Below are 13,249 nucleotides of genomic sequence, written 5' to 3' on the forward strand. Positions count from 1 at the left end.
GAGCAGTGCCCACCAAGGAGCCCCCGCGCCGCCGCGTCCCCGGACCCGCCCGGCCCGCGCGCCCCCGGCCCGCGTCCGCCGGAGCCCGCCCGTCCCGCCCGGCACCCCGCCCGGCGGGCGCGAAGCGGACCCCGTCCAGGCCCCCGGCCCGGCGGCCCCGCACCATCCGGCTCGGCAGACCCCGCCCCCGGCTGCGGCTGATCTCCTTCGGTCTGACCCTCGTCATGCTGGTCTTCGTGGTGCGGCTGCTCCAGGTCCAGGCCGTCGACGCCAGCGCGTACGCGGCCAAGGCCGACCGGTACCGCTTCCAGGAGTACACGCTCTCCGCCGAACGCGGCGAGATCACCGACCGCAACGGCATCGCGCTCGCCGCCAGCGTCGACGCGTACGACATCACCGCCGACCCCAAGCTCTTCACGCCCGAGGAGTCCAAGCGCCCCGACGCGCCCGAGCAGGCCGCCGCCCTCCTCGCCCCCCTGCTCGGCAAGGAGCCCGCGGAGCTGGCCAAGAAGCTCCGTACCCCCAAGTCCCGCTACACCCTGCTGGCCCGCAAGCAGACCCCCCAGGTCTGGAACCAGATCAGGGACCTCAAGCGGGTCTACGGGCAGAAGGCCCAGCGCTCCAACGGCGGCAACGGCGTCAACCTCCTCGGCGGCCTCCTCAGCGAGCCCAGCACCAAGCGCGTCTACCCGAACGGCGAGCTGGCCGCCGGGATACTGGGCTACGTCAACGCCGAGGGCAAGGGCGCCGGCGGCGTCGAGTCCATGCTCGACCCGGAGCTCGCCGGCCAGGACGGCAAGATCCGCTTCACCGAGTCCCGCGGCCGGCAGGTGCCCACCGCGGGCTCCCAGGGCACCCCCGCCGTCCCCGGCTCCGACATCGAGCTGACCATCGACCGGGACATCCAGTGGGCCGCCCAGCAGGCCATCACCGAGCAGGTGCGGAAGTCCAAGGCCGACCGCGGCTACGTCGTCGTGCAGAACACCAGGACCGGCGAGGTCCTCGCCATGGCCAACGCCCCCGGCTTCGACCCCAACGACCTCTCCGCCGCCAACGCCGCCGCCATGGGCAACGCCGCCCTCCAGGACGCCTACGAGCCCGGCTCCACCAGCAAGGTCATGTCCATGGCCGCCGTCCTGGAGGAGGGCAAGGCGGCCCCCGACACCCATGTCACCGTCCCCAACCGGCTCCACCGCGGCGACCGGCTCTTCAAGGACGACGTCGACCACAAGACCTGGTACCTGACCCTCAACGGCGTCCTCGCCAAGTCCAGCAACATCGGCACCATCCTCGCCACCGGCCAGCTCGGCGACACCCAGGCCGAGTCCAACCGCGTCCTCCACAGCTATCTGCGCAAGTTCGGCATCGGCAGCCCCACCGGCCTGAACTACCCGGGCGAGACCCCCGGCATCCTGGCCAAGCCCCAGGACTGGTCCACCTCGCAGCAGTACACGATCCCCTTCGGCCAGGGCCTCTCCGTGAACGCCATGCAGGCCGCCTCCGTGTACTCGACCATCGCCAACGGAGGCGTACGCGTCGAGCCGACCCTCGTCCGCGGCACCAAGGGACCCGACGGGCGCTTCACCCCGGCGCCCAAGCCCGAGGAGTCACGCGTCGTCAGCGAGAAGACCGCCAAGACCCTCGCCCAGATGCTGGAGTCCGTCGTCGACGACCGGGAGGGCACCGGCAAGAAGGCCGCCATCCCCGGCTACCGCGTCGCCGGCAAGACCGGCACCGCCAACCGCGTCGACCCCGAACTCGGCCGCTACAAGGGCTACACCGCCTCCTTCGCCGGGTTCGCCCCCGCCGACGACCCGGAGATCACCGTCTACTGCGCCATCCAGAACCCCACCAAGGGCAACTACTTCGGCGGACAGATCTGCGGCCCCATCTACAAGAAGGTCATGGAGTTCGCCCTCAAGACCCTCCACGTCGCGCCCACAGGCAGCACGCCCGCCCGACTGCCGGTCGAATTCGCCCCCACCCCGTGACCCTCCGGGAGCACCAGTGACAACGATCACCCCCCATTCCGGGAACCGGAAATCGAACTCCGGCGAGGCCCCGGGCTCTTTTGGCCCCCCACAGGGTGCGCCCGGTACGCTCACCGCCGTGCCACACGCTGATCAGTACCGAACCGCCCCGCCCCGGCCGGAGCAGGCCCGCCCGACACCCCTGGGCGACCTGGCCGCACAGCTGGGGGTCGACGTCCCCGGCATCGCCCGGACCGCCGAGATCTCGGGGATCACCCACGACTCCCGGGCCGTGCGCCCCGGCGACGTCTACGCGGCCCTGCCCGGAGCCCGCCTCCACGGAGCCGACTTCGTGAGCCAGGCCGCCGGACTCGGCGCCGCCGCGATCCTCACCGACGCGACGGGCGCCGAGCGTGCCGCCGCGACCGGCCTGCCGGTCCTGGCCGTCGAGGACCCGCGCGGCCGGATGGGCGAACTCGCCGCCGAGATCTACGGACGGCCCGGCGACGGCCTCCTCCAGATCGGCATCACCGGCACCTCCGGCAAGACCACCACCGCCTACCTCGTCGAGGGCGGACTGCGCGGCACCGGGCACAGCACCGGTCTCGTCGGCACCGTCGAGATGCGGATCGGCGACGAACGCATCAAGTCGGAGCGGACCACCCCCGAGGCCACCGACCTCCAGGCGCTCTTCGCCGTCATGCGCGAGCGGGGCGTCGACGCCGTCGCCATGGAGGTCTCCAGCCACGCCCTGGTCCTCGGCCGGGTCGACGGCTGCGTCTTCGACGTCGCCGTGTTCAACAACCTCAGCCCGGAGCACATGGAGTTCCACTCCGACATGGACGACTACTACCGGGCGAAGGCCGGGCTCTTCACGCCCGGGCGCAGCCGCCTGGGCGTGGTCAACCTGGACGACGCGTACGGCCGCAGGCTCGTCGGGGAGGCGACCGTCCCGGTCCTCACCTTCTCCGCCGAGGGCCGCGCCGACGCCGACTGGCGCGCCGAGGACCTCGTCCTCGGCTCCCACGACTCGACGTTCACCGCCGTCGGCCCCGGAGGCGAGCGGATCCCCGCCACCGCCCCGCTGCCCGGCCCGTTCAACGTCGCCAACACCCTCGCCGCGATCGCCACCCTCGCCGCCGCGGGCCTCGACCCGAAGGCCGCCGCCGACGGCGTCGCCGCGGTCCCCGGCGTCCCCGGCCGCCTGGAGCGGGTCGAGGCGGGCCAGCCGTACCTCGCCGTCGTCGACTACGCGCACAAGACGGACGCCGTCGAATCGGTGCTGCGCTCCCTGCGCGAGGTCACCGAGGGCAGGCTGCACGTGGTCATCGGCTGCGGCGGCGACCGGGACACCACCAAGCGCGGCCCGATGGGCGCCGCCGCCGCCCGGCTCGCCGACACCACCGTCCTGACCTCCGACAACCCCCGCTCCGAGGATCCGCTCAAGATCCTCAGCGCCATGCTCGCGGGCGCCGCCGAGGTACCGGCGGAGGAGCGCGGTGACGTCCTGGTCGAAGCCGACCGGGCCGCCGCCATCGCCGCCGCCGTCCGCCGCGCGCGGCCCGGCGACACCCTCCTGGTCGCCGGCAAGGGCCACGAGCAGGGCCAGGAGATCGCCGGGGTCGTACGGCCCTTCGACGACCGCGAGGTCCTGCGCGCGGTGATCCTCGAACAGAACGCCACGGCCGCCCCGGCGGACGAAGGCGCCGAAGTCAGCCACCAGAACAGTCAGGGATGAAGCAGTGATCGCCCTCTCCCTCGCCGAGATCGCCGAAATCGTCGGCGGGCAGGCGCACGACATACCGGATCCAGCCGCCCGGATCACCGGGCCCGTCGTCATCGACTCCCGTGAGGTGCGGGCCGGCAGCCTCTTCGCGGCCTTCGCCGGTGAGCACGTCGACGGCCACGACTACGCGGAACGCGCGGTCGCCGCCGGTGCGACGGCCGTGCTCGCCGCCCGGCCCGTCGGCGTCCCCGCCCTCGTCGTCGACGACGTCCAGGCCGCGCTGGGAGCCCTCGCCCGCACGGTCGTGGAACGCCTCGGCACCGATGTCGTCGCCCTCACCGGTTCGGCCGGCAAGACCTCCACCAAGGACCTGATCGCCCAGGTCCTCGACCGGCACGCGCCCACCGTGTGGACGCCCGGTTCGCTCAACAACGAGATCGGCCTGCCGCTCACCGCGCTCCGCGCGAGCGACGAGACGCGGCACCTGGTCCTGGAGATGGGCGCCCGCGGCATCGGACACATCCGCTACCTCACGGGGCTCACCCCGCCCCGTATCGGCCTCGTCCTCAACGTGGGCACCGCCCACATCGGCGAGTTCGGCGGCCGGGAGCAGATCGCCCAGGCCAAGGGCGAACTCGTCGAGTCGCTGCCCTCGGCCGAGGCGGGCGGTGTCGCGGTCCTCAACATGGACGACCCGCTCGTCCGCGCGATGGCGAGCCGCACCAAGGCCCGCGTGACCTTCTTCGGCGAAGCGGACGAAGCGGCCGTACGGGCCGAGAACGTCCGCCTCACAGACGCCGGACAGCCTTCTTTCAGGCTTCACACACCCACCGGGTGCAGCGACGTGACCTTGCGCCTGTACGGTGAGCACCACGTGTCGAACGCGCTCGCAGCGGCCGCCGTCGCGCACGAGTTGGGCATGCCTGTCGAGGAGATCGCCACCGCGCTCTCCGAGGCCGGCACCCTGTCGCGCTGGCGCATGGAGGTCACCGAGCGTCCGGACGGCGTGACGATCGTCAACGACGCCTACAACGCGAACCCCGAGTCCATGCGAGCCGCCCTGCGCGCGCTCGCGGCCATGGGCAGGGCCGGACAGGCCCGCGGGGCCCGTACGTGGGCGGTGCTCGGGAAGATGGCCGAGCTCGGTGACGCATCGCTCGTCGAGCACGACGCGGTCGGACGGCTCGCCGTCCGGCTCAACGTCAGCAAGCTCGTCGCGGTCGGGGACAGGGAAGCGTCCTGGCTGCAACTGGGCGCATATAACGAGGGTTCGTGGGGTGAGGAGTCGGTGCACGTGTCCGACGCGCAGGCGGCTGTCGACCTGTTGCGCAGTGAGCTGCGCCCGGGGGACGTCGTCCTTGTGAAGGCTTCCAGGTCGGTCGGTCTCGAAAAGGTCGCCCTGGCCCTCCTCGACACCGAGGGCGAGGTCACCGGCCGATGAGGCAGATCCTCTTCGCGGGGGCCATAGGGCTCTTCCTGACCCTGATCGGCACCCCGCTGCTGATCAAGCTGCTCGCCCGCAAGGGATACGGGCAGTTCATCCGCGACGACGGCCCGCGCGGCCACGCCGGGAAGAAGGGCACGCCCACCATGGGCGGCATCTCCTTCATCCTGGCCACGCTCATCGCGTACGCCCTGGCCAAGGTCATCACAGGCGAGGACCCGACGTACTCGGGCGTCCTGGTGCTGTTCCTGATGGCGGGCATGGGTCTGGTCGGCTTCCTCGACGACTACATCAAGATCGTCAAGCAGCGTTCGCTCGGTCTGCGGGCCAAGGCGAAGATGGCCGGCCAGCTGATCGTCGGCATCGCCTTCGCCGTGCTCTCGCTGCAGTTCGCGGACCTCCGCGGGCTGACCCCGGCCTCCACGCGGCTCTCCTTCATCATGGACTTCGGCTGGTCCATCGGACCGGTGCTGTTCGTGGTCTGGGCGCTGTTCATGATCCTGGCCATGTCCAACGGCGTGAACCTGACGGACGGTCTGGACGGCCTGGCCACCGGCGCCTCGGTGATGGTCTTCGGCGCGTACACCTTCATCGGGCTCTGGCAGTTCCAGGAGTCCTGCGCCAACGCGGCGACGCTGACCAACCCCAACGCCTGTTTCGAGGTACGCGATCCGCTCGACCTCGCGGTCGTCGCCTCCGCGCTGATGGGCGCCTGCTTCGGCTTCCTCTGGTGGAACACCTCGCCCGCCAAGATCTTCATGGGTGACACCGGCTCGCTCGCCCTCGGCGGCGCTCTCGCCGGCCTCGCCATCTGCTCCCGTACGGAGTTCCTGATGGCGCTGCTCGGCGGCCTGTTCGTGCTGATCACGATGTCCGTGGTCATCCAGGTCGGTTCGTTCAAGATGACCGGCAAGCGCGTCTTCCGGATGGCACCGCTCCAGCACCACTTCGAACTCAAGGGGTGGTCCGAGGTCCTGGTCGTCGTCCGGTTCTGGATCATCCAGGGCATGTGCGTGATCGTGGGCCTGGGCCTCTTCTACGCGGGATGGGCAGCAGAGAAGTGACAGAACAGCTCGACTGGAACGGCAAGAAGGTCACCGTCGCGGGGCTCGGGGTGTCCGGCATCCCGGCCGCCCGCGTCCTGCACGGGCTCGGCGCCCTCGTGACCGTCGTCAACGACGGCGACGACGAGCGCTCCCGGGCCCAGGCGGCGGAGCTGGAGGCGGAGGGCATCACCGTCCGCCTCGGCGACGGGGCGACCCTGCCGTCCGGCACCGAGCTGATCGTCACCACCCCCGGCTGGCGCCCCGACAAGCCGCTCTTCACGGCCGCCGCCGAGGCGGGCGTGGAGATCTGGGGCGACGTCGAGCTGGCCTGGCGCCTGAGGGGCCCCGACGCGGCCCCCTGGCTCGCGGTCACCGGCACCAACGGCAAGACCACGACGGTCCGGATGCTCGCCTCGATCCTGGAGGCCGCCGGGCTGCGCACCGCCGCCGTCGGCAACATCGGGGTCTCCCTCCTCGACGCCGTCCTCGGCGAGACCGAGTACGACGTGCTCGCCGTGGAACTCTCCAGCTACCAGCTGCACTGGGCGCCCTCGGTCCGGGTCCACTCGGCCGCCGTGCTCAACCTGGCGCCCGACCACCTCGACTGGCACGGCTCCATGGAGGCGTACGCCGCCGACAAGGGCCGCGTCTACGAGGGCAATCAGGTCGCCTGCGTCTACAACGTCGCGGACAAGGTGACCGAGGACCTGGTGCGCGAGGCCGACGTCGAGGAGGGCTGCCGTGCCATCGGCTTCACCCTCGGCACCCCCGGCCCCTCCCAGCTCGGGGTCGTCGAGGGCATCCTCGTCGACCGCGCCTTCGTCGAGAACCGGCAGAAGAACGCCCAGGAGCTGGCCGAGGTCACCGACGTCCAGCCGCCGGCCCCGCACAACATCGCCAACGCGCTCGCCGCCGCCGCCCTCGCCCGCGCCTTCGGCGTCGACGCCAAGGCCGTACGCGACGGGCTGAAGGCCTTCCGGCCCGACCCGCACCGCATCGAACTGGTCGAGGAGACCGGGGGAGTCGCGTACGTCGACGACTCCAAGGCCACCAACACCCACGCCGCCGAAGCCTCGTTGGCCGCCTACGACCCGATCGTGTGGATCGCCGGTGGCCTCGCCAAGGGCGCCACCTTCGACGAACTCGTCCAGAAGTCGGCGAAGCGGCTGCGCGGGGCCGTCCTGATCGGCGCCGACCGCGCGCTGATCCGCGAAGCCCTCGCGCGACACGCCCCGGAAGTCCCGGTGGTGGACCTCGACCGGACCGACACTGGGGCGATGTCCGAGGCGGTCCGCGAGGCGGCCCGGCTCGCCCGCCCGGGGGACACGGTCCTCCTCGCCCCGGCCTGCGCCTCGATGGACATGTTCACCAACTACAACAAGCGCGGCGAGGCCTTCGCGGACGCGGTCCGCGCCCTCGCCGCCACCGGGGACGCCTGACCCGACCAGCGGGAGGGTCCGGCCGGACCGGGCACGACCAGAGGGGGCAGCGACCGATGACGAGCAAGATCGCCGGGACACGCCGGCCTTCCGCCGTACGCGGCGGAGGGCGGGCCCCCGCGACCCCGCGGCGGCTGCGCGGCGGAAGCGTACGACGCCTCTACGAGCGTGGCAGGAAGGCCTGGGACCGGCCTCTCACGGCGTATTACGTGATCATCGGCGCGGGCATGCTCATCACCACGCTCGGCCTCGTGATGGTCTACTCCGCCTCGATGATCACGGCGCTCACCTACGACCTGGTGCCCTCCTACTTCTTCCGGAAGCAGTTCTTCGCCGCCCTGCTCGGCACCGGACTCCTCCTGGTCGCCTCCCGGATGCCGGTCAGGCTGCACCGGGCGCTCGCCTACCCGATCCTGGTCGGCGCCGTCTTCCTGATGGTGCTCGTGCAGATCCCCGGGATAGGGCACGCGGTCAACGGCAACCAGAACTGGATCTCCCTGGGCGGACCCTTCCAGCTCCAGCCCAGCGAGTTCGGCAAGCTGGCGCTGATCCTGTGGGGGGCCGACCTGCTCGCCCGCAAGCACGACATGCGGCTGCTGACCCAGTGGAAGCACATGCTGGTGCCGCTGGTCCCCGGCGCCTTCATGCTGCTCGGACTGATCATGCTCGGCGGCGACATGGGCACCTCGATCATCCTCGCCGCCATCCTCTTCGGTCTCCTGTGGACCGCGGGAGCGCCCACCCGGCTCTTCGTCGGGGTGCTCACGGTGGCCGGCGCGATCGGCTTCCTGCTGATCAGGACGAGCGCGAACCGGATGAAACGCTTCGACTGCATCGGCGCGACCGATCCCGGCGGCGAGGGGGCCCCCTGCCTCCAGGCCGCGCACGGAATCTATGCTCTGGCCTCGGGTGGGTGGTTCGGTTCCGGACTCGGTGCGAGTGTCGAGAAATGGGGCCAACTGCCCGAAGCGCACACCGACTTCATCTTCGCGGTCACCGGTGAGGAACTGGGTCTCGCGGGGACGCTGTCGGTACTCGCCCTGTTCGCGGCTCTAGGCTATGCGGGTATCCGCGTGGCCGGAGGCACGGAGGACCCCTTCGTGAGGTTCGCCGCGGGAGGTGTGACCACGTGGATCACGGCCCAGGCCGTGATCAACATCGGTGCGGTGCTCGGTCTGCTGCCGATCGCCGGGGTCCCGCTCCCGCTGTTCTCCTACGGAGGGTCGGCCCTGCTGCCGACCATGTTCGCCGTCGGGCTCCTCATCGCCTTCGCGCGACAGGAACCCGCCGCGAAAGCGGCGCTGGCCATGCGCCGCCCCGGCTGGGGCAAGCGGGCCGGGACGAGATGGAAGTCGATGCGACGGCGCGTCAAGAAGCGCCCGTCCGGAGAGCGGTGAATTTCGGTGCATGTCGTACTCGCCGGCGGGGGGACCGCCGGCCACATCGAGCCCGCGCTGGCCCTCGCGGACGCCCTGCGCAGGCAGGACCCCAGCGTGGGGATCACGGCGCTCGGCACGGAGAAGGGTCTGGAGACCCGGCTCGTGCCCGAGCGGGGCTACGAGCTGGCCCTCATCCCCGCCGTACCGCTGCCCCGCAAGCCCACCCCCGAGCTGATCACCGTCCCCGGACGGCTGCGCGGCACGATCAAGGCCGCCGAGCAGGTCCTGGAGCGCACCAAGGCCGACTGCGTGGTGGGCTTCGGCGGTTATGTGGCGCTGCCCGGTTATCTCGCGGCCAAGCGCCTCGGGGTGCCGATCGTGGTCCACGAGGCCAACGCCCGGCCCGGCCTGGCCAACAAGATCGGTTCGCGGTACGCGGCCGGGGTCGCCGTCGCCACCCCGGACAGCAAGCTCCGCAACTCCCGCTACATCGGCATCCCGCTGCGGCATACCATCGCGACCCTCGACCGGGCGCGGGTGCGGCCCGAGGCGCGCGCCGCCTTCGGCCTCGACCCCAACCTGCCGACGCTGCTGGTCTCCGGCGGCTCGCAGGGCGCCCGGCGGCTCAATGAGGTCGTCCAGCAGATCGCCCCGGTGCTCCAGCGCTCCGGCATCCAGATCCTGCACGCGGTCGGCCCGAAGAACGAAATGCCGCGCGTCGACAACATGCCCGGAATGCCGCCCTACGTGCCGGTACCGTACGTGGACCGGATGGATCTCGCGTACGCCGCGGCCGACATGATGCTCTGCCGCGCGGGCGCGATGACCGTCGCCGAGCTCTCCGCCGTCGGGCTGCCCGCCGCGTACGTCCCGCTGCCCATCGGCAACGGCGAACAGCGGCTCAACGCCCAGCCGGTGGTCAAGGCCGGCGGCGGACTCCTCGTCGACGACGCGGAGCTGACGCCGCAGTGGGTGCAGGGCAACGTCCTGCCCGTACTGGCCGATCCGCACCGGTTGTACGAGATGTCCCGCGCTGCCGCCGAGTTCGGCCGCAGGGACGCCGACGACCTGCTCGTCGGCATGGTGTACGAGGCGATCGCCGCCCGCCGACAGGCGTAGCGCGGCGGCTGAGGGCAGGAGGCGCCACGTGGCAGCCGGACCGACGACCGCCGAGAAGAGCGGCACGAGCAGGTCGAAGGGGTCGTCGGACGGTCCGTCGCGCACGGGCACCCGGAATCACAGGTTCCGGGTGCCCGGCACCCGAACGCTCCTCATCGCCTTCGGCGTTCTCGTCCTCGTGGCCGGCGGGATCTGGGCGCTCTACGGTTCGTCCTGGTTCCGTGTGGAACGTGTGAAGACTTACGGCGCGGAGGTACTGACCCCGGCCGAGGTCGAGGCGGTCGCCGCCGTGCCCGTGGGCGCCCCGCTCGTCACCGTCGACACCGAGGCCATCGAGGCCCGGCTCCGGCAGGGGTTCCCGCGCGTCGAGTCGGTGGAAGTGGTGCGGTCGTGGCCGCACGGAATCGGGCTGAAAGTGACGGAACGACAGCCCGTGCTCGTCATCGAAAGGGGCGGAAAGTTCACCGAAGTGGACGTGACGGGCATGCGGTTCGCCACCGTCTCCGTCGCGCCCAGGGGTGTGCCCCGGCTCGTCCTCGACACCGCCTCCTCGCCGAGCCTGCGCCGCTTCGGCGCGGACCGGCTGCTCCGGGAGGCGGTGCGCGTCAGGGGTGAACTCCCGGCGGAAATCGCCCGGGACACTCGTGTCGTGCGCGTCACCTCGTACGACTCCGTCACTCTGGAGCTGAGCAGGGGGCGCACCGTCTACTGGGGCAGCGGCGAACACGGTCCGGTCAAGGCCCGGGTCCTCACCGCGCTCCTGAAGGCCACTCCCAAAGCGGGACACTTCGACGTAAGTGCCCCCACGGCGCCTGCCTCGTCCGGGAGTTGACGGGCGTCCGTGCCGGTCAGCACCCTGGTTGGCCAGCGCTACGGGTGATCACATAGGGTGAAAAGAAAAACGGGAGGTTCGGCGTGTTCGTTGAACGTGCGCCACTTGTCGACTTAGTGTCCTGTTCGGAAGAGTCCAGCGAACAGAGACACTGGTAACCCTAAACTTCAACGTTAGGGTTTGGGTCGGCGTTTCGGACCGTCCCAATCGGCATCCGTCGGAGCGGTGCGACCAACCGCGCAGCGACGACAAGTAACTCGAGGCGAGAGGCCTTCGACGTGGCAGCACCGCAGAACTACCTCGCAGTCATCAAGGTCATCGGTGTCGGCGGCGGTGGTGTCAATGCCATCAACCGAATGATCGAGGTCGGTCTCAAGGGCGTCGAGTTCATCGCGATCAACACCGACGCGCAAGCGCTGTTGATGAGCGACGCCGACGTCAAGCTCGACGTCGGCCGTGAACTCACCCGCGGCCTCGGGGCCGGGGCCAACCCGGCCGTCGGTCGCAAGGCGGCAGAGGACCACCGTGAGGAGATCGAGGAGGTCCTCAAGGGGGCCGACATGGTCTTCGTCACCGCAGGCGAAGGCGGCGGCACCGGCACCGGCGGCGCACCCGTCGTCGCCAACATCGCGCGCTCGCTCGGCGCCCTGACGATCGGTGTGGTCACCCGGCCGTTCACCTTCGAAGGACGTCGTCGCGCCAACCAGGCGGAGGACGGCATCGCCGAACTCCGCGAAGAGGTCGACACCCTCATCGTCATCCCGAACGACCGACTGCTGTCGATCTCGGACCGTCAGGTCTCCGTGCTCGACGCCTTCAAGTCGGCCGACCAGGTGCTGCTGAGCGGCGTCCAGGGCATCACCGACCTCATCACCACCCCGGGTCTGATCAACCTCGACTTCGCCGACGTCAAGTCGGTCATGTCCGAGGCCGGTTCGGCCCTCATGGGCATCGGCTCCGCCCGCGGCGACGACCGCGCCGTGGCCGCCGCGGAGATGGCGATCTCCTCGCCGCTCCTGGAGGCGTCCATCGACGGCGCCCGCGGTGTGCTGCTCTCCATCTCCGGCGGCAGCGACCTCGGTCTCTTCGAGATCAACGAGGCCGCGCAGCTGGTCAGCGAGGCGGCCCACCCCGAGGCCAACATCATCTTCGGCGCCGTCATCGACGACGCCCTCGGCGACGAGGTCCGGGTCACCGTCATCGCGGCGGGCTTCGACGGCGGCCAGCCGCCGGCCCGCCGGGACAACATCATCGGCTCGGTCTCCGCCAAGCGCGAGGAGCCTGCCCCGGCGCCCCGCCACGTCGAGACCTCCCGCCCGCTGGGCGGCCTCGGTACCGTCGCCCCGCGCGACGAGCCGGTCAAGGTCCCGGTCGAGCCGTCCCCGGCCGTCAACGAGACCCCGTTGTCGCCCGCGCCCCCGGTCGTCCCGCCGGCCCGTCCGTACGCGGACTCCCAGGCCGAGGAGCTGGACGTCCCGGACTTCCTGAAGTGATAGGACAGCGCTTCGACGCGAACGGCGCGCACTTCGCCTTCACCGACCGGTGGGGCGGAGTGAGCGCCGTTCCGTACGAGGAGCTCAACCTCGGCGGCGCGGTGGGCGACGCCCCCGAGGCCGTCCGCGCCAACAGGGCGCTCGCCGCGGGAGCCCTCGGGCTCGACCCGGCGCGGGTGGTCTGGATGAACCAGGTGCACGGCGCGGACGTCGCGGAGGTCGAAGGCCCTTGGGAGGGTACGGAGATCCCCGCGGTGGACGCGCTCGTCACCACCCGGCGCGGCCTCGGCCTCGCCGTCCTCACCGCGGACTGCGTCCCGGTCCTCCTCGCGGACCCCGTCGCCGGGGTCGTGGCCGCCGCCCACGCCGGGCGGCCGGGGATGGTGGCGGGAGTCGTTCCCGCCGCCGTCGAGGCCATGATCGGGCTCGGTGCCGACCCCGCCCGTATCGTCGCCCGCACCGGCCCCGCCGTCTGCGGGCGTTGCTACGAGGTGCCGGAGGCGATGCGGGCCGAGGTCGCGGAGACCGAGCCCGCCGCCCGGGCCGAGACGAGTTGGGGCACTCCCGCCGTCGACGTCGTCGCCGGAGTGCACGCCCAGCTCGAACGGCTCGGCGTCACCGACCGGCAGGCCAGTACGGTCTGCACCCGGGAATCCGCTGACCACTTCTCGTACCGCCGCGATCGCACCACGGGGCGACTCGCGGGATATGTCTGGTTGGACGCCGTGCCCACCTCCGGGACGACCCCCGGACCCCCGGCAGGCTGTGTCTCCCCGGGGACGACCCCCGGACCCCCGGCAG

At 71.4% G+C, this 13,249-nt stretch carries 9 protein-coding genes and 1 pseudogene; all 10 read left to right on the forward strand.

Annotated features, from left to right (window positions below):
• Nucleotides 1-5: 5 nt before the first annotated feature.
• Nucleotides 6-1,991: a peptidoglycan D,D-transpeptidase FtsI family protein gene (locus ABT154_RS06330; RefSeq protein ID WP_351853562.1), complete on the forward strand. Its 1,986-nt coding sequence runs from the start codon at nt 6-8 to the stop codon at nt 1,989-1,991.
• Between the two features lie 16 nt (nt 1,992-2,007).
• Entirely contained in the window at nt 2,008-3,708 is a 1,701-nt protein-coding gene (locus ABT154_RS06335) for a UDP-N-acetylmuramoyl-L-alanyl-D-glutamate--2,6-diaminopimelate ligase (protein WP_502969452.1), read from the forward strand.
• A gap of 4 nt (nt 3,709-3,712) precedes the next feature.
• Nucleotides 3,713-5,137: a UDP-N-acetylmuramoyl-tripeptide--D-alanyl-D-alanine ligase gene (locus tag ABT154_RS06340; protein ID WP_351853566.1), complete on the forward strand. Its 1,425-nt coding sequence runs from the start codon at nt 3,713-3,715 to the stop codon at nt 5,135-5,137.
• Nucleotides 5,134-6,204 carry a phospho-N-acetylmuramoyl-pentapeptide-transferase gene (gene mraY, locus ABT154_RS06345; RefSeq protein ID WP_351853569.1) on the forward strand — a complete coding sequence of 357 codons (1,071 nt, stop codon included), beginning with the start codon at nt 5,134-5,136 and terminating at the stop codon, nt 6,202-6,204. The genes ABT154_RS06340 and mraY overlap by 4 nt, the downstream gene beginning before the upstream one ends.
• Nucleotides 6,186-7,625 carry a UDP-N-acetylmuramoyl-L-alanine--D-glutamate ligase gene (gene murD / locus ABT154_RS06350; RefSeq protein WP_351853570.1) on the forward strand — a complete coding sequence of 480 codons (1,440 nt, stop codon included), beginning with the start codon at nt 6,186-6,188 and terminating at the stop codon, nt 7,623-7,625. The genes mraY and murD overlap by 19 nt, the downstream gene beginning before the upstream one ends.
• Before the next feature lie 56 nt (nt 7,626-7,681).
• Nucleotides 7,682-9,022 (forward strand): putative lipid II flippase FtsW, encoded by a 1,341-nt coding sequence (gene ftsW, locus ABT154_RS06355; RefSeq protein ID WP_351853573.1) that lies wholly within the window; start codon nt 7,682-7,684, stop codon nt 9,020-9,022.
• Nucleotides 9,023-9,028: 6 nt separating this feature from the next.
• On the forward strand, nt 9,029-10,123 hold the full coding sequence (gene murG, locus ABT154_RS06360; protein ID WP_317874287.1) for an undecaprenyldiphospho-muramoylpentapeptide beta-N-acetylglucosaminyltransferase: 1,095 nt from the start codon (nt 9,029-9,031) through the stop codon (nt 10,121-10,123).
• A gap of 28 nt (nt 10,124-10,151) precedes the next feature.
• Nucleotides 10,152-10,955, forward strand: a complete 804-nt coding sequence (locus tag ABT154_RS06365; RefSeq protein WP_351853575.1) for a cell division protein FtsQ/DivIB — start codon at nt 10,152-10,154, stop codon at nt 10,953-10,955.
• A gap of 212 nt (nt 10,956-11,167) precedes the next feature.
• Nucleotides 11,168-12,448 carry a cell division protein FtsZ gene (gene ftsZ, locus ABT154_RS06370; RefSeq protein ID WP_351854232.1) on the forward strand — a complete coding sequence of 427 codons (1,281 nt, stop codon included), beginning with the start codon at nt 11,168-11,170 and terminating at the stop codon, nt 12,446-12,448.
• Nucleotides 12,445-13,170, forward strand: a pseudogene (gene pgeF, locus ABT154_RS06375) (peptidoglycan editing factor PgeF); the annotation flags it as partial. The gene ftsZ and the pseudogene pgeF, both read left to right, overlap by 4 nt.
• Between the last annotated feature and the right edge of the window lie 79 nt (nt 13,171-13,249).

It is taken from the genome of Streptomyces sp. NPDC001728, from assembly GCF_040297565.1.
In the GTDB taxonomy this organism is placed as follows: Bacteria; Actinomycetota; Actinomycetes; order Streptomycetales; family Streptomycetaceae; genus Streptomyces.